The organism is Cellulosimicrobium sp. TH-20 (assembly GCF_002105775.1).
In the GTDB taxonomy this organism is placed as follows: Bacteria; Actinomycetota; Actinomycetes; order Actinomycetales; family Cellulomonadaceae; genus Cellulosimicrobium; species Cellulosimicrobium funkei.
Genome location: NZ_CP020857.1, coordinates 2,383,613 through 2,405,468 on the forward strand (window position 1 = coordinate 2,383,613; position 21,856 = coordinate 2,405,468).

At 74.5% G+C, this 21,856-nt stretch carries 20 protein-coding genes; 8 read left to right on the plus strand and 12 right to left on the minus strand.

Annotated features, from left to right (window positions below; genetic code table 11):
• Positions 1-6 precede the first annotated feature (6 nt).
• Positions 7-960 carry a helix-turn-helix domain-containing protein gene (locus B8281_RS10490; RefSeq protein ID WP_085387675.1) on the minus strand — a complete coding sequence of 318 codons (954 nt, stop codon included), beginning with the start codon at positions 958-960 and terminating at the stop codon, positions 7-9.
• Positions 961-1,050: 90 nt separating this feature from the next.
• On the opposite strand from B8281_RS10490, the gene B8281_RS10495 reads away from it, so the two are divergent.
• A complete protein-coding gene (locus tag B8281_RS10495; RefSeq protein ID WP_085387676.1) occupies positions 1,051-1,473 on the plus strand; it encodes a hypothetical protein in 423 nt (140 codons plus the stop codon).
• A gap of 166 nt (positions 1,474-1,639) precedes the next feature.
• Here B8281_RS10495 and mqo read toward each other — a convergent pair whose 3' ends face one another.
• From mqo to B8281_RS10515, 4 genes are all read right to left on the minus strand, one after another.
• Entirely contained in the window at positions 1,640-3,160 is a 1,521-nt protein-coding gene (gene mqo, locus B8281_RS10500) for a malate dehydrogenase (quinone) (RefSeq protein WP_085387677.1), read from the minus strand.
• Between the two features lie 315 nt (positions 3,161-3,475).
• Positions 3,476-4,411, minus strand: a complete 936-nt coding sequence (locus B8281_RS10505) for a maleylpyruvate isomerase family mycothiol-dependent enzyme (RefSeq protein WP_198163050.1) — start codon at positions 4,409-4,411, stop codon at positions 3,476-3,478.
• Entirely contained in the window at positions 4,402-5,076 is a 675-nt protein-coding gene (locus B8281_RS10510; protein WP_085387679.1) for a pyridoxal 5'-phosphate synthase, read from the minus strand. Before B8281_RS10510 ends, B8281_RS10505 begins: the two co-directional genes overlap by 10 nt.
• On the minus strand, positions 5,073-5,678 hold the full coding sequence (locus tag B8281_RS10515; RefSeq protein ID WP_085387680.1) for a TetR/AcrR family transcriptional regulator: 606 nt from the start codon (positions 5,676-5,678) through the stop codon (positions 5,073-5,075). The genes B8281_RS10510 and B8281_RS10515 overlap by 4 nt, the downstream gene beginning before the upstream one ends.
• Before the next feature lie 220 nt (positions 5,679-5,898).
• On the opposite strand from B8281_RS10515, the gene bioB reads away from it, so the two are divergent.
• Together bioB and B8281_RS10525 are read left to right on the plus strand one after the other, a co-directional pair.
• Positions 5,899-6,972 (plus strand): biotin synthase BioB, encoded by a 1,074-nt coding sequence (gene bioB / locus B8281_RS10520; protein WP_085387681.1) that lies wholly within the window; start codon positions 5,899-5,901, stop codon positions 6,970-6,972.
• Positions 6,973-6,999: 27 nt separating this feature from the next.
• Entirely contained in the window at positions 7,000-8,412 is a 1,413-nt protein-coding gene (locus B8281_RS10525) for an MFS transporter (RefSeq protein WP_043656825.1), read from the plus strand.
• Positions 8,413-8,455: 43 nt separating this feature from the next.
• Here B8281_RS10525 and B8281_RS10530 read toward each other — a convergent pair whose 3' ends face one another.
• On the minus strand, positions 8,456-9,634 hold the full coding sequence (locus tag B8281_RS10530) for an aminopeptidase P family protein (RefSeq protein WP_085387682.1): 1,179 nt from the start codon (positions 9,632-9,634) through the stop codon (positions 8,456-8,458).
• Between the two features lie 146 nt (positions 9,635-9,780).
• On the opposite strand from B8281_RS10530, the gene B8281_RS10535 reads away from it, so the two are divergent.
• On the plus strand, positions 9,781-10,173 hold the full coding sequence (locus B8281_RS10535) for a cupin domain-containing protein (protein WP_085387683.1): 393 nt from the start codon (positions 9,781-9,783) through the stop codon (positions 10,171-10,173).
• Between the two features lie 82 nt (positions 10,174-10,255).
• Here the strand turns inward: B8281_RS10535 and B8281_RS10540 are convergent, their stop codons facing one another.
• The 5 genes from B8281_RS10540 to B8281_RS10560 all read right to left on the minus strand — a co-directional run bounded on the left by B8281_RS10540 (position 10,256) and on the right by B8281_RS10560 (position 16,995).
• Positions 10,256-11,191 (minus strand): NADP-dependent oxidoreductase, encoded by a 936-nt coding sequence (locus tag B8281_RS10540; RefSeq protein ID WP_085387684.1) that lies wholly within the window; start codon positions 11,189-11,191, stop codon positions 10,256-10,258.
• A 45-nt stretch (positions 11,192-11,236) separates the two neighbouring features.
• Entirely contained in the window at positions 11,237-11,644 is a 408-nt protein-coding gene (locus tag B8281_RS10545) for a VOC family protein (RefSeq protein WP_021482782.1), read from the minus strand.
• 128 nt (positions 11,645-11,772) lie between these two features.
• The gene (locus B8281_RS10550) at positions 11,773-12,990 is read right to left on the minus strand and encodes an amidohydrolase (RefSeq protein ID WP_085387685.1); all 1,218 of its coding nucleotides are present in this window, start codon (positions 12,988-12,990) and stop codon (positions 11,773-11,775) included.
• Entirely contained in the window at positions 12,987-14,237 is a 1,251-nt protein-coding gene (locus tag B8281_RS10555; RefSeq protein ID WP_157446614.1) for a YncE family protein, read from the minus strand. Before B8281_RS10555 ends, B8281_RS10550 begins: the two co-directional genes overlap by 4 nt.
• A 73-nt stretch (positions 14,238-14,310) precedes the next feature.
• The gene (locus B8281_RS10560; protein WP_085387687.1) at positions 14,311-16,995 is read right to left on the minus strand and encodes an ATP-dependent DNA ligase; all 2,685 of its coding nucleotides are present in this window, start codon (positions 16,993-16,995) and stop codon (positions 14,311-14,313) included.
• 215 nt (positions 16,996-17,210) lie between these two features.
• Here B8281_RS10560 and B8281_RS10565 point away from each other — a divergent pair, with 215 nt between their 5' ends.
• Positions 17,211-17,909, plus strand: coding sequence for a GTP pyrophosphokinase family protein (locus B8281_RS10565; RefSeq protein WP_085388716.1), 699 nt, complete (start codon positions 17,211-17,213; stop codon positions 17,907-17,909).
• 41 nt (positions 17,910-17,950) lie between these two features.
• Here the strand turns inward: B8281_RS10565 and B8281_RS10570 are convergent, their stop codons facing one another.
• Positions 17,951-18,253, minus strand: coding sequence for a DUF1905 domain-containing protein (locus B8281_RS10570; RefSeq protein WP_031315545.1), 303 nt, complete (start codon positions 18,251-18,253; stop codon positions 17,951-17,953).
• A 91-nt stretch (positions 18,254-18,344) separates the two neighbouring features.
• Between B8281_RS10570 and B8281_RS10575 the strand changes: the two genes are divergently transcribed.
• The 3 genes from B8281_RS10575 (at position 18,345) to B8281_RS10585 (ending at position 21,848) form a co-directional block, all read left to right on the plus strand.
• The gene (locus B8281_RS10575; RefSeq protein ID WP_043654328.1) at positions 18,345-19,397 is read left to right on the plus strand and encodes a Ku protein; all 1,053 of its coding nucleotides are present in this window, start codon (positions 18,345-18,347) and stop codon (positions 19,395-19,397) included.
• Between the two features lie 127 nt (positions 19,398-19,524).
• Positions 19,525-19,977, plus strand: coding sequence for a VOC family protein (locus B8281_RS10580; RefSeq protein ID WP_043654330.1), 453 nt, complete (start codon positions 19,525-19,527; stop codon positions 19,975-19,977).
• 134 nt (positions 19,978-20,111) lie between these two features.
• Positions 20,112-21,848, plus strand: a complete 1,737-nt coding sequence (locus B8281_RS10585) for a hypothetical protein (RefSeq protein ID WP_085387688.1) — start codon at positions 20,112-20,114, stop codon at positions 21,846-21,848.
• Positions 21,849-21,856 lie beyond the last annotated feature (8 nt).

Sequence of the window (21,856 nt, forward strand, 5' to 3'; positions counted from 1 at the left end):
GAGGGGTCAGGCGGCGAACCGGAAGGTCTGCCGGTACTCCGTCGGCGTGATCCCGACCGCCCGCCGGAAGTGGTGCCGCAGGAGCGCGGCCGACCCGAAACCGCTGCGGCGCGCGACCTCCTCCAGGTCCAGCGAGGACTCCTCGAGCAGCGACTGCGCGTGCGCGACGCGTTGCGACGTCAGCCACGCGAGCGGGGTCGTGCCGGTCTGCGCGACGAAAGCGCGCGCGAACGTGCGCTCGGAGGTGTGGGCCCGGCGGGCGAGGTCGCGCACGGTGAGCGGCTCGTCGAGGTGGTCGGTCATCCACTCCAGCAGCTCCCCGAACGAGTCCTCCTCGCACTCGGGCACCGGGCGCTCGATGAACTGGCGCTGCCCGCCGTCGCGCTGGGGCGGCACGACCATGCGCCGGGCGATCGTGTTCGCCACCCGCGCCCCGAGCTCGCGGCGCACGAGGTGCAGGCACGCGTCGATGCCCGCCGCCGTGCCGGCGCTCGTGATGAGGTTGCCGTCGTCGACGAAGAGCACGTCGGGGTCGATGTCGAGGCTCGGGTAGCGACGGCGCAGCTCGTCGGCGTGCATCCAGTGCGTCGTCACCCGCCGCCCCTCGATGACGCCCGCGGCCGCGAGCACGAACACGCCCGAGCACACGCTGAGCAGCAGGGCGCCGCGGTCGGACGCGCGGCGGACGGCGTCGAGCACCTCGGGCGGGTAGTCGGTCCCGATGCGGATCGCCGGCACGACGACCAGGTCCGCGTCGTCCGTCGCGGAGAGGTCGTGGTCGGGCACGACGTGCGCGCCCACCGACGTGCGGACGGCACGGCCCGCGACCGGGCCGCACACGCGGAAGTCGAACGACGGGACGCCGTCGTCGCTGCGGTCGAGGCCGAAGACCTCGCACACGACGCCGAACTCGAACGGGGCCAGGCCGTCGCACACGACGGCCGCGACGGATCGCACCATGCTCGGCACGCTACGCCGCTGGCAGGATCTTGTCGAGAGGTGTCAGTGCTGCCACTCGTGGCGCGGCTCCTGCCCCGGGAGGGTGGAGCCATGGACATCTTCTGGGGTGTGGTGGTTCTTCTCCTCGTCGTCGGCCCGACGGTCGCGGCCCTCGCGGTCCGGCGCGAGGACCCGGCCCGTCCGTGGTTCCCCGCCGGGTCCGACGGCGCGTGGCCCGACGGCGCCGCGTGGGACGCGCGCGGGGACCGGTCGGTGCACGGCGAGCGCTGGGACCGTGACGCGCAGCGCCTGGACGCCGACCTGCGCGCCGCGGCGTCGCGCCCGGTCGAGCCGGGCGCCGTCGTCGACCCGCACGAGGTCGCGGCCGAGCTCGTGCTGCGGCGCGTCGTGCCGAACCCGGCCGTGCGCGACGGCGTGCGCGCCGCTCCTGCCGTGCCGGGCGGGCGCCCCGGGGCGAACGCGCCCGTCGCGCCGCGGCGGCCGGGGACCCGGGGCACGCCGCTCGCGCACTGAGCCCTCGCGTGCGGAGCCGCCCGGCCACGCCGCTCGCGCGCTGAGCCCTTGCGTGCGGAGCCGCCCGGCCACGCGCCGCTCGACCGCGTGCGGCGTCTCCGGACGCACGAACGGCCCGGACCTCGTGGAGGTCCGGGCCGTTCGCGGGGGAGCGGTGTCGCTCGGGTCAGGCGCGCGAGCCGACCGCGTCGACGTCCGCGTCGCCCGTGAGCTGGTCGAGGCCCTCGAGCTCGTGCGCCTCCCACGGGGCGTGGCCGAGGCTCGGGATCATCGTCGCGAGCTCCGGGCGCCACTTGGTGAAGCGGGCGGGGAAGCAGCGCTCGAGCAGGTCGATCATCGCGGGAACGGCCGTCGAGGCGCCCGGCGAGGCGCCGAGCAGGCCGGCGATCGAGCCGTCGGACGCCGCGATGACCTCGGTGCCGAACTCGAGGACGCCCTTGCCGTCCTTGTCCTTCTTGATCACCTGGACGCGCTGGCCTGCGGTGATGGTCTCCCAGTGCTTGGGGTGCGCGGTGGGCATGAAGCCCTGGAGCGCGGTGAACTTGGTCTCCGGGCTCGCGAGGAGCTGGCCCACCAGGTACTGGGTGAGGTCGAGGTTCTTCAGGCCCGCGCCGACCATAGAGCCGAGGTTGTGCAGGCGCAGCGACGTGAAGAGCCCGAGGTACTTGCCCTTCTTGAGGTACTTGGGGCTGAACCCGGCGTAGGGGCCGAACATCAGGTACGTCTTGCCGTCGACGACGCGCGTGTCCAGGTGCGGGACCGACATGGGCGGCGAGCCGACGTCGGCCTTGCCGTAGACCTTCGCCTGGTGCTGGGCCACGAGCTCCGGGTCGTCCGTGCGGAGGAACTCACCGCTGATCGGGAAGCCGCCGTAGCCCTTCGCCTCCGGGACGCCGGCCGCCTGGAGCAGCGGCAGCGCGCCGCCGCCGGCGCCGACGAACACGAACCGGGCCTCGACGGTCGAGCGGCGCTTCGGGGCGTTCCACGAGCGGTCCTTGACCGTCAGGCGCCAGCGGCCGTCCTTCGTCTTCCTGAGGTTCTTCACCTCGTGCTCGAGGTAGAGCTGCGTGCCCTCCGAGACGAGGTAGTCGACGAGCTGCTCGGTGAGGGCGCCGAAGTCGACGTCCGTCCCGCTCGTCGCGCGCGTGGCCGCGACCGGCTCGTCGCCGTCGCGCTCGGCGACCAGGAGCGGGGCCCACTCGGCGATGACCGCCGGGTCGTCCGTGAACTCGAGCTCGCTGAACAGCGGGTGGCGGCGCAGCGTCTCGAAGCGGCGACGCAGGTAGTCGACGTTCCCCGCGCCGCGCACGAAGGTCATGTGGGGGGTGCGGGAGATGAAGCTCGCGGGCTGCGGCAGCGCGCCCGTCGTGAGCAGGTGGTGCCAGAACTCGCGCGACACCTCGAACTGCTCGTTGATCTTCACCGCCTTGGTGATGTCGATCGAGCCGTCCGGCTTCTCCGGCGTGTAGTTCAGCTCGCACAGGGCGGCGTGACCCGTCCCGGCGTTGTTCCACGGGTTCGACGACTCCTGCGCCACGGCGTCCAGGCGCTCGTAGATGCGCACCGTCCAGGTGGGCTCCAAGACCTTCAGGAGTGCCCCGAGCGTGGCGCTCATGATGCCACCGCCGATGAGGGCTACGTCGATCTGGTCTGCGCTGCTTGCGGGGTTGCTCGCTCGACTCGACACATGTCGATCCTACGCTTGTGAAAGAGTGCACTAACTGTGCGGTGCGTCACGGGCGTGCGTCACACTTTCGCGGGACCTCGGTCCCGAGCCGGGCAGGTCGGACGTCGCGTACCGCGCGATCCGGCCGCGTTCGCCCGGGTCGCACCACGATCTCGCGAGGGAGAGCACGGGTCCCGAGCCGTCCTCCTGCGAGGTAGAGCCGTGGTCTCCCGAGGTAGAGCCGTGGTCTCGCGGGGTAGAGCCGTGGTCCGCGTGCACGAGCCGACCATGCCTCTACCTGGGCGGACCTGGGCTCTACCTGGGCCGACCGGGGCTCTACCTCGCGGGGGTGGGGTTCTCCTGCGGCGGGGAGTACGGGGACGGCCACGGGCCGATCTCGGGAAGGCTCACGGGCTCACCCGCGAGGCGGGCGGTGGGCTCGGCGCCGGGGGTGCGGCCCGCGAGCCAGGCGGCGACGTCGGTGAGGCGGCCGTGGACGACGACGGCACCCCGGCCGGGCGTGGCTGCGGCCCCGGGCGTGGGTTCGGCTTCGGCCGCGGGCTCAGGTCCGGCAGCCACGCGGAGGCCGCCCGGTCCGACGCGGAGGCCGCCCGGTCCGACGCGAAGGGCGCCCGGTCCGACGCGGAGAACGCCCCGCCCGACGTGGACGCCGCCGGCGCCCACGACGAGGTCTCCTGGTTCCCCGTCGAGCTCGACCACGACGTCGTCCGCGAGCCGGACCCCGAGGAAGTCGAGGAGGTGCAGCCCGAGCGCGGGAGGCCAGGAGTCGAGGCCGACGCCCGCGTCGAGGTCGACCGCGTGGATCCGCACCTCGCGCCACCAGGCCACGAGCGCGTCCGCGACCGTGCCGTCGCGGTACGTCACCGGCGCGGACCACCCGGCGGACCCGGCGGCGGGCCACGCGGCGTCGAGGCGGTCGGCCAGCGCGTGGAGCGCCGCGACGTGCTGCGCGACCGAGCGCAGCGCGCCCGTCCGGATGCCGTCCTCGCGCCCGGCCGCGCCGCCGTCGTACACCTCGACGAGCTCGCCGCGCGCGGCGAACTCGGCCTGGCGCGCCATGGCCTCGCCGATGGCGGTGACGTGCGCGAGCACGTGGCTGCGCGACCACCCGGGCAGTGCCGACGGCGCGTCGAGCCTGGCGGCGTCGAGCCCGCGCGCCGCGTCGGTCACCGCGTCGAGGGCGGCGCGCGCGTCGCGCCGGACCTCCTCGACGTCGGGCGGGGTGAGGGCGGGGGCGTCGGTCAGGGCCACAGCAGCTCCTTCGTCCAGGTGGTCGGCGCGCCGGACGCCGCGGTGTAGCGCAGGCGGGTCTGGCCCGCGCCCGACGACGCCCAGAACTCCACGCTCGTCGGCTCGAGCGCGTACGCGGTCCAGGCGTCGAGGACGAGCCCGGGCTCCGCCCGTACGCGGTCGAGGGCGGCGTCCCACGCCTCGCGGTAGGCGGCGCGGGACGCGAGCGGGGCGCTCTGCGACCCGGCGAGGGCGGTCGCGCGGGAGAAGTCGGACCGGTCCAGGAAGTCGGCGGCGGACGTCTCGGCGTCCAGCGGCACGACGGGTCCCCGCACGCGGACCTGCCGACCGTGCTCGCGCCAGAAGAACGTCAGGGCGGCGTTCGGGTTCTGCGCGAGCGCGACGCCCTTGGGGGAGTCGGCGCGCGTCGCGAAGACCCACCCGTCGCCGTCGACGTCCTTGAGGATGAGCGTCCGCGCGTCCACGCGGCCACTCGCGTCGGCGGTCGAGAGGGTGGCGGCGTGCGGTGCGGGCAGCCCGGCGTCGATCGCGTCGTCGAGCCAGCGGACGAAGAGCGTGCCCGGGTCGTCGGGTGCGGCGTCGACGTCGAGACCGGGGAGGTCGGGGCCGAAGACGGGCAGGGCGCGCAGGCGCTCGCGCAGGGACGGGCGGTCGGCGTCGGTCATGCGTCCTCCGAGGTGGTCGGGAGCGGGTCGAGCAGGGCGACGAAGCCCCGCGCGGCGGCGGACATCGCGTCTGGGTCGTCGAGGGCGCGCGCGAGGACGTACCCGCCCTGCACGACGGCGACGGCGGCGTGCGCGCGGTCGCGCGCCGCGTCGTCGGGCAGCCCGCCCTCGACGAGGACGGCGGCGGCCAGGTCGACGAGCCCGCGGAAGTAGGCGCGCACCTCAGCGGCGAGCGCGGCGTCGTCCATGACGGCCTGGTCGCTCACGAGGCGCCCGACCTTGCAGCCGGCGAGCGCGGGCCGCGGGCGTTCGAGATAGCGGACGAGGCGCTCGACGGCGGAGCCCTGCGCGCCCAGGTCGCGGCGCGCGGCGTCGAGGCCCGCGGTCGTCGTGGCGTGCACGGCCGCGGCGGCGAGGTCGTGCTTCGTGGGGAAGTGGTGGTAGAGGCTGCCCTGCCCGACGCCGCTCGCGGCGAGGACCTGGCGGGGGCTCGTCGCGCCGACGCCCTGGGCCCAGAACAGTTCTTGCGCGGCGGCGACGAGGCGGTCCCGGTTCGAGCCGGGCGCCTCCGCGCGTGACTCGGGTCGCGTGTCGGACGGCATGGTCCGCAGCCTAGCGGGCGACCATACCTACCGCTAGGTATGTCGCGGATGAGCCGCGGCGGCGGGCGTGGTGCGGCCTGCACCTGGGGGAGAGCGACGGTCCCGCCGCACCGGTGCTGTGGGCCGTCACCAACGCGTCGTCGGGCTCTCCCGTCCGTGCGGCCGGACGCTGGAGAGATCGTGCACGGGCCCGCGCGGTGCGCGTCGCCACGATCGACCCATGGACCAGGACCTCGCCGCACTGCTCGACGACCTCGTCACCGCCACGACGCGCGAGGCGGTGCCCTCTGCGGACAGCCTCCTCGCCGTCCTCGCGACCGACGACGACGACCTCCTGGACGTCGTCGCGGCCGCCGCCCGGGTCCGACGCCGGTGGTTCGGCCGGCGCGTGCAGCTCGCCTACCTCGTCAACCTCAAGTCCGGGCTGTGCCCCGAGGACTGCACGTACTGCTCCCAACGCCTCGGGTCCGCGGCGGAGATCCTGCGGTACACGTGGCTCCGGGCGCCCGAGGCGCTCGGTGCGGCGCGCGCGGGCATCGACGCCGGGGCGTCGCGCGTGTGCCTCGTGGCGAGCGGGCGCGGCCCCACGGAGCGCGACGTGACCCGCGTCTGCGGGGTCGTCTCCCAGATCGTCGAGGAGCACCCCGGCGTCGAGGTCTGCGCGTGCCTCGGGCTGCTGTCCGACGGCCAGGCCGAGCGCCTGCGCGACGCGGGCGCCTACGCCTACAACCACAACCTCAACGCGTCGGAGGACGCCTACCCCGAGATCTGCACGACCCACGACCACGCGGACCGCGTCGCGACCGTCCGGCGCGTCCAGGGCGCCGGGCTGTCGGCCTGCTCGGGGCTCATCGCGGGGGCGGGGGAGACCCCCGAGCAGCTGGTCGACGTGCTCCTGGAGCTGCGGGCGCTCGACCCGGACTCCGCCCCGGTCAACTTCCTCGTGCCCTTCGAGGGGACGCCGCTCGCCGGCCGGCACGAGCTCACGCCGCAACGGTGCCTGCGGATCCTCGCCGCCGCGCGGTTCGCGCTGCCCCGGGCCGAGCTGCGCCTGGGCGCCGGGCGGGAGCTCCACCTGCGAGCCCTCCAGCCGCTCGCCCTGCACGTCGCCAGCTCGCTGTTCCTCGGCGACTACCTCACGGCGGAGGGGCAGGACGCCGCCGCGGACCTCGCGATGATCGCGGACGCCGGCCTCGAGGTCGAGGAGGTGCCCGGACCCGCCGGGCGGACGGCGCCGTCGCGCGTCGTGCCGCGCCGCCGCGGGGCGGGGACGGACGTCGCTCCCAACGCCTGATCGCCGCGACCGTCGTAGCGTGAGGGCGTGACGGTGCAGCAGCGGGTGCTGGTGGTCGCGGTCCTCGCGTCGTTCGTGTCGTTCCTGGACGGCTCGGTGGTCAACGTCGCGCTGCCCGCGATCTCCGCCGAGCTCACCACCGGGCCGGTCACCGGTCTCGCGCTGCAGCAGTGGGTCGTCGACGCGTACATGATCACGCTCGGCGCGCTCATCCTCCTGGCCGGGTCGCTGTCGGACGTCCACGGGCGCCGCCGCATTATGGCGATCGGGCTCGTCGGGTTCGCCGTGACGTCGGTCGCGTGCGCGCTCGCGCCCGACGGCCTCGTCCTCGTCGTCGCGCGCGGCCTCCAGGGCGTCGCGGGCGCCCTGCTCGTGCCCAGCTCGCTCGCCATGATCATCTCCACGTTCGACGGCGAGCGGCAGGCCCGCGCGATCGGCTCCTGGACCGCGTGGACCAGCACCGCGTCGCTCGTCGGGCCGCTGCTCGGCGGCATCCTCATCGACGCGATCTCGTGGCGCTGGGTCTTCTGGATCAACGTGCTCCCCGTCGCCGTCACGCTGTGGCTGCTGCGCGGCGTGCCCCGGTCCGCGGCGGAGGAGCCGGGCGCCGCGGCGGGCCCGGGTGGGCGACGGCGCATCGACACGCTCGGGGCGACGCTCGCCGCCGTCGGGCTCGCGGGCACGGTGTTCGCGCTCATCGAGCAGGGCCGCTTCGGGTGGGCGAGCCCCGTGGTGTGGGGGCCGTTCGCCGTGGGGGTCGTGTGCCTCGCCGCGTTCGTGGGGTGGGAGCGCCGCGCCCCGGACCCGATGCTGCCGCCGCGCCTGTTCCGGGTGCGCAACTTCGCGTGGGGCAACCTCGCGACCGCGGCGATCTACGGCGCGCTGTACTTCGGCGGGTTCGTCGTCACGCTCTTCCTCCAGCAGGTCGGCGGGTACAGCGCGACCGCCGCCGGTCTCGCCCAGCTCCCCGTCACGCTCGTGCTCCTCGCCCTGTCGACGCGGTTCGGGGCGCTCGCGGGCCGCTACGGCCCGCGCCTGTTCATGACGCTCGGCCCGATCGTCGGCGGGGCCGGCTACCTGCTCCTGCTCACGACGACCGACGACGCCGTCTACGTCACCCAGGTCCTGCCGGGTCTCGTGCTCTTCGGCCTGGGCCTCGCGATGACGGTCGCGCCGCTGACGTCGGCGATCCTCGGCTCGATCCCCGCGGCCGACGCCGGCATCGGCTCCGCGGTGAACAACGCGGTGTCGCGCGTCGCGGGGCTGGTCGTCATCGCGTTCGCGGGGGTGATCGTCGGCGGCGTGCTCGACCTCGACGGCTTCCACCGCTCGCTCCTCGTCACGGCGGCCCTGCTCGTCCTCGGCGGCGTGCTCAGCTGGGTCGGCATCCGCAACGACCGTGTGCGCGCCGCCGACGCCGGAGAGGCCCAGAGCGGCTGAGGCGGAGTGCCGGCTCGAGGTCCCGCGCCCGCCGTGCCGACGGCTAGCGCACCGTCTGCAGGTCGTGGGTCGAGGTGTTGAGGCGGCGTGCGCCGTCGGGCACGTCCGGCGGGAACGCGACGACGATGTCCTCGATCCGGACGCCGAAGCGGCCGGGCAGGTAGACCCCCGGCTCGACGGAGAAGCACATGCCGGGCTCGATCGGGCGGTCCTCGCCCTCCACCATGTACGGCGGCTCGTGCGTCGTCGTGCCGATGCCGTGGCCGGTGCGGTGCACGAACTGCTCGCCGTAGCCCGCGTCGACGATGACGGCGCGCGCGGCGCGGTCGACGTCCTGGCACGTCGCGCCCGGGCGCACCGCGTCGACCCCGGCCTGCTGCGCGCGCCGGACGACGTCGTAGACCTCGCGCTGCTGGTCGGCGAGGGCGTCGTCCGTGCCGCCCGCGACGAGCACCGTCCGCGAGGTGTCCGACCCGTACCCGTCGCGCAGCCCGCCGAAGTCGAGCACGACGAGGTCGCCGGGCTCGATGACGCGGTCGCCCCCGTCGTGGTGGGGGTCGGCGCCGTTCGGGCCGGAGCACACGAGCGTGAAGTCGACCTGCTCGTGCCCGTGCTCGCGCAGGAACCGGTCGAGGTCGGCCGCGACGTCCCGCTCGTGCCGGCCCGCGAACGCGACGCCCAGGACGTCCGCGAACGCGGCGTCGGCGGCCGCGCCCGCCGCGGCGAGGCGCTCCACCTCCGCAGCGTCCTTGACGGCCCGCAGCGTCGGGACGGCGTCGGAGAACGCGGTCAGGCGGGCGCCGGGCAGCGCGCGCTGGAGCCCGAGCACGTGCAGCGCCCACGTGGCGTCCGAGACGGCGTAGGTGCCGTCCGCGGCGAGGAGTCGCGCCGCGGCGTCGTGCTCGTCGTCGCCGTCGCGCCACGTCACGACGTCGAGGCCCTCCGTGCCCGGGGCGGAGGCCAGGTCGCCCCGCTCCAGCAGCGGCACGACGACGGACGCCCCACTGGTCGTCCCGGTCCCCTCGGCGGGGATCGTGAGCAGCGTCAGCCGCTCCGTCTCCGGCGGCGCGTACCCGGTGAAGTACGCGAGGTCGGGGCCGGGCGAGACGAGCAGCCCCGTGAGACCGGCCTCGCGCGCGTGCGCGGCGGCGCGCTCGCGACGCGCGGCGTAGACCTCGGGACCGAACGCGGCCCCCGGACGTGCGGCATCGGTGCTCGACATGAGCCCAGCGTGGCACCGCTCGCCGCCGAGATCGACCCGAGCGGCCCGGCGACGGCCCTCCGCAGGTCCGCTCGGGCGGCCGGGTCCGTCCCGGTCGTCGCGGCTTGGGCGGTCCGGCTCGGGTCCTGGAGTGGCAGGCTGCTCGCATGACCGACGTGCGCAACCTCCTCGCCGCCCTCGACACGTTCGACGGGCACTGGCAGCCGCACCGCGTGGCGAGCCTCAACGACGCCGACGTCAAGGTGGTGAAGGTGCTGGGCGAGTTCGTCTGGCACACGCACCCCGAGACCGACGAGCTGTTCCTCGTCCTCGACGGCGAGCTGACGATCGACCTGCGCGACAGCGGCGTCGAGCGCGCGGTCGTGCTGGGCCCGCACGACCTGTTCGTGGTGCCGCGGGGCGTCGAGCACCGGCCGCGTGCCGCCGTCGAGACCTCCGCGGTGCTCGTCGAGCGGCAGGGGACGGTCAACACGGGCGACGCGGGCGGCGACCTGACGTCGCCGCTGCGGGAGCTGCCGGGCGAGCCGCCGACCGCCTGACGGTCGGAGCCCGACCGGCCCGGACGTGCCGGACCGGCCCGCCGCGGGTCGATCGGGCGCCGCCCGGGCCGGTCTCGGAGGGTCAGACCCGCACGACGACCTTGCCGCGCACGTGCCCGGACTGGCTCGCGCGGTGCGCGTCGGCGGCGTCGGCGAGGTCGAAGACCTCGGCGACCTCCGGGCGCAGCAGGCCCTCGTCGCCGAGCCGCGCGAGCTCGGTGAGGTCGGCTGCGTCGGGGCGCACCCACACGTAGTGCCCGCCCAGCTCGTCGCGTGCCCGTGCGTCCGTGATCGAGGCGACCGTGCCGCCGTCGCGCAGCACCTGCGGGACCGAGTCGAGCGCGTCGCCGCCCACGTAGTCGAGGACCACGTCCACGCCCTCGGGCGCGAGCGCCCGGACCCGCTCCGCGAGCCCGTCGCCGTACGTCACCGGCTCCGCGCCGAGCGAGCGCAGGAAGTCGTGGTTGCGCTCCGACGCCGTCCCGAGGACGCGCGCCCCGAGCGCCTTCGCGATCTGGACGGCGAACGACCCGACGCCGCCGGCGGCGGCGTGCACGAGCACCGTCTGGCCCGCCGCGAGGCCGGTGCGCCGGATGGTCTGGTACGCCGTCAGCCCGGCGAGGGGCACGGCCGCCGCCTCCTCGAACGACCACGCCGCCGGCTTGCGCGCGAGCGTCCGGACGGGCGCCGCGACGAGCTCGGCGAACGTGCCGCCCGAGACCTCGCCGCCCACGACGTCCTTGCGCACGTACCCGTACACCTCGTCGCCGACCTGGAGCTCGGGGGTGTCCAGGCCCACGCGCTCGACGACGCCCGCCACGTCCCAGCCGGGCACGACGGGGAAGATGGCGTCCATGACCTGGTCGAGGTACCCCTCCCGGACCTTCCAGTCCACCGGGTTCACGCTCGCGGCGCGCACGCGCACGAGGACGGAGTCGGGGCCGACCTTGGGGGTCGGGAGGTCGGTCGTCTCGAGGACGTCGGGGCCGCCGTAGCGGGAGTAGGTGATGGCTCGCATACGGGCGGCAACCCCGCGGACGCCCGACGGATTCCCGCGGCGCGGTCAGCCCTCGAACGCGGTGGGGTCCATGTGGAGGACCTCCCACTGGTGCCCGTCGAGGTCGGCGAAGCTCCGCGAGTACATGAAACCGCCCTCCTCCTGGGGGTCCTTGACCGCCGTCGCGCCGGCGGCGAACGCGGCGTCGACGAGTCGGTCGACCTCGGCGCGGGAGCCGACGCTCAGGGCGTTGATGACCTCGGTCGTGGCGGTCGCGTCGGCGATCGCCTTGTTCGTGAACCGCTGCGCGAACTCCGCGGTGAGGAGCATCACGTAGATCGTGTCGCTGAGGACGATCGAGGACGCGTTCTCGTCCGTGAACTGCTCGTTCACCGTGTACCCCAGCGCGGTGTAGAACGCCTTCGCGGCGTCGAGGTCCTGGACGGGCAGGTTGACGAAGATCTGGGTGCTCATGCGGTCCTCCGGTGTGGCGGGCGGGTCGCCCGGTGCGGGTGTCGTCGGGGTAGACGACGGCCCGCCCGGGAACTCATCGCCCGGCCGCGCGGTGGCGCGGCCGGACGACGCCCTGCCTCGGCGCGACGTCAGACGAGCACGTCGCCGTCGCGGGCCACGACCCGGCCGCCCGCGACGACGAGCGCGCGGCGCGGGGCGCGCACGACGGCGTCGGGCACGTTCTCCGCGTCGACGAGCACCACGTCCGCGGGCGCGCCGACGACGAGGTCGTGGACGTCGCGGCCGACGAAGCGCGCGGCGTCGGACGTCGCGACGCGCGCCGCGGTGACGAGCTCCTCGTCGTACCGGAAGCGCGAGAGGCGGGCGAGCTGGGTCGTCAGCGCGAGGAGGTCGCCCGTCCCGTAGGGGGACCACAGGTCGCGGATGCCGTCCGTGCCGAGCCCGACGGCGACGCCCGCCGCGCGCAGCGCGTGCACGGGCAGGGGAGCGGCGCCGATCGGCGCGACCGTGGTCATGGTGATGCCGGCCTCGCCCATCGCGGCGACGAGGTCCGCCTGGCGCGACGCCGGGACGTCGCCGACCGCGAATCCGTGCGCCACGTTGACCTTCCCCTGGAGGCCGGCGCGCAGGGTGCGGTCGATCATGAGCTCGACCTGGAAAGCGCCGAGGTCCCCGCCGTCGTGGAGGTGCACGTCGATCCCGACGCCGCGGCGCTCGGCGATCGCGAACAGCCCGTCGAGCTGGCCGACGGGGTCGCGGTCGATCGACGCCGGGTCGAGGCCGCCGACGTGCTCGGCGCCCGCGGCGGCGGCCGCGTCGAGCAGGTCGAGCACCCCGGGCCGGCGCAGCACGCCGTCCTGCGGGAACGCGACGATCTCGGCGTGCACGGCGCCGTCCAGCGCGGCGAGCGCCTCGCGCACGACCTCGATGCCGCGCAGCCCCAGGCCGAGGTCGACGTCGACGTGGGTGCGGATCGCCGTCGTGCCGTGCCGCACGAACTCGCGCAGCACCGTGAGCGTCACGTCGACGCCCGGGATGCCGAGCTCGTCGCGGTGCGCGCGCTCGTGCGCGATGCGGCCCTGCGTCGTCGCCTCGCCGCCGTAGCTCACCCAGGGCCGGCCCCACCAGCTCTTGTCGACGTGCGCGTGGGCGTTGACGAGGCCCGGGAGCGCGAGCAGGCCGCGGCCGTCCACCACGCCGGCCTCCGGCACCGTGCCGGCCGCCGGGTCGTGCGGCGTCACCGCGGCGATGCGGCCGTCCGCGACGTGCAGGTCGACCGGCTCGCCGCCCCAGGGGCGGACGTCGCGCAGGACGGTGACGGTCTCGGGGGTGCGGGCGGTGGTCATGCGGCGGGTCCTTCCGGCAGCGGGACGACGACCTGGGGCCGTCCGGGGATCTGGATCTCGTACGTGTCGAGCGTGCCGAGGTCGACGACGGTCGCGCCGTCCCACGCCTCGGCCTGCGTGTACCCGCCGGCGAGCACGGCGCTCGGGCGGCCCGTCGCGGGGTCGGTCCACGTCGTCACGGTCTCGTGGCGGCGCGTGAGCGGGGCGACCTGCTCTGCGCGGGTCGCCGGGTCGAGCACCGTCACGTTCGGCCCGCCCGTGGCGTTGCCGAACGGGCCGTTGCCCACGACGACGACGCGGCCGTCGGGCGCGCGGGCGACGCCGTGCTGGTGGCTGTCCGCCACCGAGGCGACGGTCGTCGTCGTGCCGGTGGCCGGGTCGAGGCGGACCAGCACGCGGCCCTGGTAGGGCAGCAGGAGCGAGCCGTCGTCGTCGAGCACCGCGTAGTGCGGCTTCTCGAACGACGCGAGGCCGCCGTCCGTGCCGAACGGCGCGACCTCGATCCGTCGGGCCTCGAACGTCGTGGTGTCGACGACGTGCACGGAGAACGCGTCGTGGTCGACGGTGTAGACCTCGCTGCCGTCGGCGGCGACGAGCACGTCGAACGGTCGCAGCCCCACGGGCGTGCTCGCGACGACCTCGCGCGACGCGACGTCGATCGTCTCGAGCGTCGACGAGTCGCCGCGGTGGACGGCGACGTGGACGCGGGCGCCGTCGGGCGAGACGGCGATGCCCATGCCGCCGCGGCGGTACTCGCCGAACGCGACCCGCGCGGGCGCGTCCCGGTAGGGGAGGAGGTCGACCCGCTCGCGCGTCGCGAGGTCCACGACGGCGACGCCCTGGGCCGTCGAGACGTAGGCGCGCATCGTCGGGGCGTGCACGGCGACGCCCCACGGCGCGGCCCCGACCTCGATGCGGTCGACGACGGCGCTGCCCTCCCGGATCGTCGGGTCGACGATCGCGAGGCCGTCGGACTCCGCCTCGGTCGCGAGCAGGAACCGCGGGGTCTCGACGGCGGGGACGGGGTCGGGCGCGGGGGTCGTCGGGCCGTCCGCGGGCGTCGTCGCCGGAGCCTGCGGGGTGGCGGCCGGGCTCGGCGGTGCAGAGGGCGTGGCGTCGCCGCCCGCCCCGCCGGGCGTGCACGCGGCGAGGACGGCGACGCCGAGCGCCGCGGCCCACGCCACCGCGCGGCGCGGCCGGCGGTCCCCGGGCCGGTCGGTGCGGCGCGGGAGGGGAGGGGCAGCCATGGCCAAATGGTATACCAATCGTGCGAGCGCTCAGCGGGCATGATGCGGCGACCGACCGAGGACCGCGGCCGGCTCAGCCCTCGACCGTCGCGGGCGTCTCCAGCACGACGTCGTCCGGCGACTTGTCCCGGCGCCACCCCTTCCACACGGGGTGGCGCAGCTTGCCGAACGGGACGTCGTCGCCGTCGCCCTCCCCGGCGCCCGTCCACTCGGCGTAGACGACCTCCGCGACCCGCCGCGGCGACACCCAGTGCGCGTCGCGCGCGTCCTCGCGCGGCACGCCCACCGCGGGCGGCGTCGTGCGACCGATCCGGTCGAGCTCGGCGACCAGGTCACGCCGCTCGGCGTCCGTGAAGCCCGACCCGACCCGGCCCACGTAGACGAGGCGGCCGTCGTCGGGCACGGCGAGCAGCAGGGACCCGACGAGGTGCGTCCGCTCGCCGTGGCCCGGCCGCCACCCGACCACGACGACCTCCTGCGACTGCGCGTGCTTGAGCTTCAGCCACAGCGCCGAGCGGCGCCCCGACGAGTACGTCCCGTCGCGCCGCTTCGCGACGACGCCCTCGAGCCCGAGCCGCCTCGACGTCTCCATCGCGGCCTCCAGGTCCCCGTCGAAGACCGGCGGCACGTGCACCGGGGCGACGGCGTCGCGCAGCACGTCCTCCAGCACCTCGCGCCGCTCGTCGTACGGGCGCTTCGCGAGCGACCGCCCGCCGGTCTCCAGGACGTCGAACACCATGAGGTCGACCGTGACGCGCCGTCGCGCCGCGGCGACGTCCCCCGGCTTGGCGATGTTCGCGCGCTGCTGGAGACGCCGGAAGCTCGGCCGCCCCCGCGCGTCGAGCGCGACGATCTCCCCGTCCAGCACCACCGGCAGCGCCTCGGCCGGGACCTGCTCCGCGAGCGCCTGCAGCTCCGGGTACGTCACCGACATGTCCTTGCCCGAGCGGCTCACGAGCCGCACGCGCCCCTCGGACACGTGCGCGAGCGTCCGGAACCCGTCCCACTTCATCTCGAACGCCCACGCGTCGCCGTCGTGCAGGTCGCCCGCCGACGCGGGCGACGCGAGCATCGGCCGCCAGTCCGTCCGCGCGGGCCGTGGCTCCGGCGTGTCGTCGTGGTCGGGCGAGGACGCGCCGCGAGCCGACCGCGAAGCCGGGGGTGGGGAGGAGGTGCCGGGTCGTGGCGGGTCTGGCGGGAGCGGCGAGGGACGAGCCGCGGATGGTAGACCCGGCGCCTCCTCCCCACCCCCGGCGCCCCGACCCCGCGCGCTCTCGCCCGGACGGCTCGGCCTCGGCGCCATGAGGTGGATCAGCCAGTTGTCCTCGTCGCGGCCGTCGCGGCCGCCCGTGTGGATGAGTGCGAGGCGGCGGGTGCCGTGCTGCTCGCCGTGGAGCGTGACGATGACCTCCTCGCCGTCGCGCCACTTCTCGAGCTCGTACGTGCCGGCGTCCCAGATGGTCACCTCGCCGGCGCCGTACTCGCCCTTCGGGATCGTGCCCTCGAACGAGCCGTAGGCGAGCGGGTGGTCCTCGGTCTGGACGGCGAGGTGGTTCTTCTTCGGGTCGGTCGGCTCGCCGCGCGGGAGCGCCCAGCTCACGAGCACGCCGTCGTGCTCCAGCCGGAAGTCCCAGTGCAGGCGGCGGGCGTGGTGCTCCTGGATGACGAAGCTGTTGCCCGCGCTCGGCGGCGGCGCCTCGTCCGGGACGGGCTCGGGCGTGCGCCCGGCGTCGCGCATGGAGCGGTACCGGTGCAGGCGGTCGGGCCGCTCGTCGTCCGTCCCGCCGTCCGCGGCGTCGCCGCCCGACGCCGCACCCCCCTTGCGCTCGAACGTCGCCATGCGCGCGGGCGTGGGCTCGAGCGCGGAGAGGTGCCCCTGCGTGAGCGCGGCGAGCGGGTCGCCCAGGGTGCGCACGCGCTCGACGACCTCGTCGAGGTCGAGGTGGCGCAGGTCCGGGTCGTCGAGCTCCTCCCAGGTGCGGGGCGCTGCGACGGTGGGGTGCTCGCGCCCGCGCAGCGAGTAGGGCGCGATCGTCGTCTTGTTGCCGTTGTTCTGGCTCCAGTCCACGAGCACCTTGCCGCCGCGCAGCGACTTCTTCATGTCGCTCACGACGAGGTCGGGGTGCTCGGCCTCGAGGTAGCGGGCGAGCTCGTGCGCGACGGCGGAGACGGCCGCCGCGTCCTGCTTGCCGTCGAGCGCGGCGTACAGGTGGATGCCCTTGGACCCGCTCGTCACGGGCAGGGGTTCGAGGCCCATGCCCTGGAGGATCTGCCGCGCCTGGCGCGCGACCTCCGCGCACTCGGCCAGCCCGGCCCCCGGGCCGGGGTCGAGGTCGAGGACGAGGCGGTCGGGGTCGAGGTGCGCCCCGGTGCGACCGAACTGCCACTGCGGGACGTGGAGCTCGAGCGACGCCGTCTGGCCGAGCCACGTGAGGGTCGCGAGGTCGTTCACCAGCACGTAGTCGTTGGCGCTGCTCTTGTGCTGGATGCGTCGCGTGCGCACCCAGGACGGGACGCCCTGGCCCGCGTTCTTCTGGAAGAACACCTGGCCGTCGACGCCGTCGGGCCACCGCTTGCGCGTCGCGGGCCGGTTCGCGCAGTGGGGGAGCATGACGTCGGCGACGGCCGCGAGGTACGCGAGGACGTCGGCCTTCGTCGTGCCGGTGGCGGGGTAGAGGACCTTGTCCAGGTTGGTGAGGCGCAGGCGGTGACCACCGACGTTCACCGTCTCGCCCGCCCGGCTGGATGTGGTGGCCATGGGCCCATCGTGGCGCGGGCCCGACGGCGTCGCCCGCCGTGGCGGGAACTTCTCGGCGTCCTCGACCGTGGACACTGGGTGGGGCTGTCCGACCGGCCGGGGAGCCCGCCCGGGGTCGATGCCGGACCGAGAGGATCACCGTGCCGCACCTGACGACCGACGACGTACCGCTCCCCGCGGAGATCGGTCCCCGCGTCCGTGAGTTCCGTCGCCTGATGATGAACTACAAGTTCGGCATCGACGAGGTGATGACGAAGATCACCGTGCTCCGCGACGAGTTCCGGCACATGCACGACGACAACCCGATCGAGCACCTGGGCTCGCGCCTGAAGTCGCTCGAGTCGATCGTCGCGAAGGCGCGCCGCAAGGGGATCCCGCTCACCCCGGAGGGCGTGCGGGAGAACATGTTCGACGTCGCGGGCGTCCGCGTCACGTGCGCGTTCGTCTCCGACATCTACCGCGTGCGCGACCTGCTCGTGGGCCAGCGCGACCTTACCGTCCTGGAGGAGCGCGACTACATCGCGCACCCGAAGGGCAACGGCTACAAGAGCCTGCACCTCATCGTGAAGGTGCCGGTGTTCCTCTCCGACCGCGTCGAGGACGTCGTCGTCGAGATCCAGCTCCGCACGATCGCCATGGACTTCTGGGCGAGCCTGGAGCACAAGATCTACTACAAGTACCAGCGCGACGTGCCTCAGCACCTGACGGACGCGCTCAAGCTCGCGGCGGACGTCGCCGCGACCCTCGACACGACGATGGAGCGCATCCACGACGAGGTGCGCAGCCTCGACGGCGTGCCGGAGCCGGTCGAGAACACGGACGAGCTCGCCACGCCGCGCGAGGTGATGGAGAGCTTCATGCGGACGGCGCAGGTCGCCGACGAGGCGTTCCACGAACGCCGCCACGACGGCTGAGGCGACGCTCCCGCGCGGGCCGCGCGACGACGTCGGGCCGCTCAGACCAGCGTCTCGACGCCGATCCGCACCCGGTCGCCGACGTCGACGCCCTCGGCGCGGCGGACCGCGGCCTTGATCGGCACGACGAACGTCTTGCGCTGCGCGTCGGGGAACACCGACGTGGACCAGCGCTGCGCCCCGAGCGTCACCTCGACCTTGACCGAACCGAACCCCGCGGGCGGCAGCGGCAGCTCCGCGATCTCGTCGCTCACGTCCTCCGGGAGCGCGGCGAACACCCAGCTGTCGGTGCGCGCCTCCCAGCGCCACAGCTCGGCCTCGAACTCGAACCTCGTCCCCGCCACCCGTCCATGGTGCCGCGGGCCACCCACACGCGGGAGCCGACGTCGCGCCGTATCCCTCGCGGGCGGGCGCCGGTGACGCCACCATGGACGGATGAGGGCCATCTGGAAGGGCGCCATCACGTTCGGCCTCGTCAACGTGCCGGTCAAGGTGTACTCCGCGACGGAGGACCACGACGTGCCGCTGCACCAGGTCCACGACAAGGACGGCGGCCGCATCCGCTACCGGCGCGTGTGCGAGATCGACGGCGAGGTCGTGCCGTACGAGCACATCGACAAGGCGTACGACGACGGCGAGCGCACGGTCGTGCTGACGAGCGAGGACTTCGCCGCGCTCCCCGCCGAGCGCAGCCGCGAGATCGAGGTCGTGGAGTTCGTGCCGAGCGAGCAGATCGACCCGCTCCTGCTCGACCGCAGCTACTACCTGGAGCCCGACTCGAAGTCCAACAAGGCGTACGTGCTCATGCGGCGCACGCTCGAGGAGACCGACCGGACGGCGATCGTCAAGTTCGCGCTCCGGCAGCGCACGCGGCTCGCGGCGCTGCGCGTGCGGGACGACGTGCTCGTGCTCCAGACGCTGCTGTGGGCCGACGAGGTGCGCGAGGCCGCGTTCCCCTCGCTCGACGACGAGGCGAAGGTGACCGACAAGGAGCTCGCCATGTCGGCGCAGCTCGTCGCGAGCTTCGAGGCGGACTTCACGCCCGAGGAGTACGAGGACGACTACCAGGCGCAGCTCCGTCAGCTCATCGAGGCCAAGCTCGAGCAGGGCGACGCGCTGGACACCGCCGAGACCTTCGGCGAGCAGGCGGAGGAGGGCGAGGGCGCGGAGGTCATCGACCTCATGGAGGCGCTGCGCAAGTCGGTCGCGTCGTCGAAGAGCTCGCGCGCGAGCGGGGGGAAGGCCTCAGGTTCAGGCTCAGGTTCAAAGTCCGGCTCCGGATCGACCGCGAAGTCGGGCTCCGGCCGCGCGAGCTCGTCGTCGGGCAAGGGGTCGAGCGGTTCCCGGTCGACGAGCGCGAGCAAGAGCTCGGGCACGAAGGAGAAGGCGGCGACGAAGCCGGCCGCGAAGAAGAGCACGAGCCGCGCCGCCTCCACGAAGGAGAAGTCGACCACCTCGAAGACGACCCGGAAGAAGGCGTCCGCCTAGCACCGGGTGGCGGGCGGGCGCGCACCGCGCGACCTCGGGGCGGGTGCGATGAGTTCCGCGCCCGGCGCCCGTCGGAACGGGTGGGCGGTCGACCGGCCGCCCGCGAGGCCCTGCGAAGGAGACGACGATGCGTGCGATCGTGCCGAGCCTGTGGTTCGACGGCAACCTCGAGGAGGCCATCACGTTCTACTCGAGCGTCTTCCCCGACGCGAAGGTCGGCGACGTGTTCCGCCAGCCCGACGGCACCGCCGTGTCGGCGGACTTCGAGCTCGCCGGCCAGCGGTTCGACGCCATCAACGGCGGTCCGCAGTTCCCCTTCACCGAGGCGGTGTCGTTCGTCGTCGAGTGCGAGTCCCAGGACGAGGTCGACGAGTACTGGGCGGCGCTCACCGACGGTGGCCAGGAGTCGCAGTGCGGCTGGCTCAAGGACCGGTTCGGGCTGTCGTGGCAGGTCGTGCCGCTCGAGTTCCTCGCCATGCTGCAGGATCCCGACCCGGCCCGCGTGCAGCGCGTCGTGGACGTGATGATGACGCAGTCCAAGCTCGACCTGGTGCCGTTGCGCGCCGCCTACGAGGGCTGAGGCGGACGCCGCCGCACGTGAGCCCGGAGGACGCGCGGCTCGTCGGGGATGTCCAGGCAGTCCCCAGGTCTGGTTGAATGCGCTCGACATCCGCGACGGCGCGCGCCGTCCTCTCGTGAAGGATCACGAACCGAGTGAAGAAGCTCCTTGCCGGCACCGTGGGGACGGTGCTGGCCCTCGGCGGGCTGGGCGTCGCCACCGCGACCCCCGCAGCCGCCGCCACCCCCTCCGTCCAGCCCTCCTGCAACTCCCTCTACGTCAGCCTCGACGACTACCCGCAGGGCACGTCCGTCGTCGTGACCCTCGACGGCGAGACCGTCGAGAGCACGACGTTCGACACGTCCTACTCCTTCTGGCGCGATCTCGACTTCTCCGTCCCGCACGACTGGAGCGTCGTCGTGGACGCACCGGACGGCGCGGACGGGGACTTCTCCGACAGCGGCAGCACCGTCCCGTGCGACTCCGACCCGAACGTCTGGGCCGACGCCTGGGCCTCGTGCGGTGAGCTGTCGACCAACGTGGGCGGGTACCCGGAGGGCTCGCGCGTCGTCGTGAGCGTCGACGGTGCCGTGGTCGGCGACGAGACCTTCACCGGTTCCTTCTGGACCGGCTGGCCGCTGGACTGGCGGACCCCGCACGACTGGTCGGTCACGCTCGACGCGCCCGGGGACGCGCTCGATCGGAGCTGGTCCGGGACGACGGAGCCGTGCCGCTTCGACCCGAGCCTGCGCGTCGACGTCAGCGCCTACTGCGAGGTGCTGTGGGTGGACGTCGCGGGCTACCCGGCGGGCACGGCCGTCGCCGTCCGGCTCGACGGGGAGGTCCTCGGCGACGGGGTCGTCGACGAGAGCGGGTTCTTCTCGGGCGAGTGGACCATCGACGGCTCGCGCACCCAGGAGTGGGAGGTCGCCCTCGACGCCGCGGACGACGCGCTGGACCGGACCGAGACCGGGAGCACCGAGCCCTGCTGGGTCGAGCCGACGGTCGTCGAACCGGTCATGCCCGTGGTGCCGACGGACTGCGACGCGACGCCGGACGACGTCGTCCTGCCGGACGACACGGCCGAGATCACGTACGAGCGGACCGCGGAGGGGATCGTCGCGACGGCGGCGCCCGGCTACCGGTTCGACAGCCTGGCCAGCGACCAGTGGAGCTTCTACGGCGAGAGCCAGGTCATCCTGCACTGGGGATCGGCCGTCCGACCGCGCTGCGAGCTCGAGGTCCTGTCGGTCGTGCCGACGTGCGACGCCGGCGTGCCTCTCGTCGACATCTCCGTGACCCCGCCGGCCGGTGCGACCGACGACAACTCGACCTTCTTCATCGAGTGGGAGGGCCCGGGAGGGCCGTACGAGGTCGTCTACGGCGACGCCGGGTTCGGGCACCCGTGGACGACGCGCCAGCCGTGGCCGGGGTTCGTCACCCACGACGACGGGACCGTGTCGCCGACGTACGACCCCACGTGGCGGCTGGACGACGTCGACCTCCGGCTCTCCGCGACCGTCGCGGCGGACGGCGGCGCGTACACCGTGTTCCACAGCGCCACGGTGGAGGACGCGCCGACGGCCGACCCGTGCGCCGACGACCCCGGGCCGCACTTCTCGGTCGACGTGACCCCGCGCTGGCTCGCCGGCAAGCTCTACCTCGGCGTGCGCGTCCTGAACGAGGGCGACGGTGCCGCGGACGTGAGCGTCGTGACGCCGTTCGGGCGCAAGCACTTCCCGCGCGTCGCGGCCGGGGCGAGCGCGTACCAGGCGTTCGCGGTGCGGACGTCGGAACCGGTCGACGGCCAGGTGGACGTCTCGTTCACGGCCGACGTCGACGGCGGGCCGGTGACGCGCGAGCGGTCCGTGCCGTTCTCGTTCGGGGGCTAGCAGTCCCG

Excerpts from the sequence above, each read along its gene's own strand:
- B8281_RS10490 (WP_085387675.1), bottom strand. The coding sequence starts at position 960 with ATGGTGCGATCCGTCGCGGCCGTCGTGTGCGACGGCCTGGCCCCGTTC.
- B8281_RS10495 (WP_085387676.1), top strand. The coding sequence starts at position 1,051 with ATGGACATCTTCTGGGGTGTGGTGGTTCTTCTCCTCGTCGTCGGCCCG.
- B8281_RS10510 (WP_085387679.1), bottom strand. The coding sequence starts at position 5,076 with ATGACCGACGCCGACCGCCCGTCCCTGCGCGAGCGCCTGCGCGCCCTG.
- B8281_RS10515 (WP_085387680.1), bottom strand. The coding sequence starts at position 5,678 with ATGCCGTCCGACACGCGACCCGAGTCACGCGCGGAGGCGCCCGGCTCG.
- bioB (WP_085387681.1), top strand. The coding sequence starts at position 5,899 with ATGGACCAGGACCTCGCCGCACTGCTCGACGACCTCGTCACCGCCACG.
- B8281_RS10530 (WP_085387682.1), bottom strand. The coding sequence starts at position 9,634 with ATGTCGAGCACCGATGCCGCACGTCCGGGGGCCGCGTTCGGTCCCGAG.
- B8281_RS10535 (WP_085387683.1), top strand. The coding sequence starts at position 9,781 with ATGACCGACGTGCGCAACCTCCTCGCCGCCCTCGACACGTTCGACGGG.
- B8281_RS10540 (WP_085387684.1), bottom strand. The coding sequence starts at position 11,191 with ATGCGAGCCATCACCTACTCCCGCTACGGCGGCCCCGACGTCCTCGAG.
- B8281_RS10545 (WP_021482782.1), bottom strand. The coding sequence starts at position 11,644 with ATGAGCACCCAGATCTTCGTCAACCTGCCCGTCCAGGACCTCGACGCC.
- B8281_RS10550 (WP_085387685.1), bottom strand. The coding sequence starts at position 12,990 with ATGACCACCGCCCGCACCCCCGAGACCGTCACCGTCCTGCGCGACGTC.
- B8281_RS10555 (WP_157446614.1), bottom strand. The coding sequence starts at position 14,237 with ATGGCTGCCCCTCCCCTCCCGCGCCGCACCGACCGGCCCGGGGACCGC.
- B8281_RS10560 (WP_085387687.1), bottom strand. The coding sequence starts at position 16,995 with ATGGCCACCACATCCAGCCGGGCGGGCGAGACGGTGAACGTCGGTGGT.
- B8281_RS10565 (WP_085388716.1), top strand. The coding sequence starts at position 17,211 with ATGATGAACTACAAGTTCGGCATCGACGAGGTGATGACGAAGATCACC.
- B8281_RS10575 (WP_043654328.1), top strand. The coding sequence starts at position 18,345 with ATGAGGGCCATCTGGAAGGGCGCCATCACGTTCGGCCTCGTCAACGTG.
- B8281_RS10580 (WP_043654330.1), top strand. The coding sequence starts at position 19,525 with ATGCGTGCGATCGTGCCGAGCCTGTGGTTCGACGGCAACCTCGAGGAG.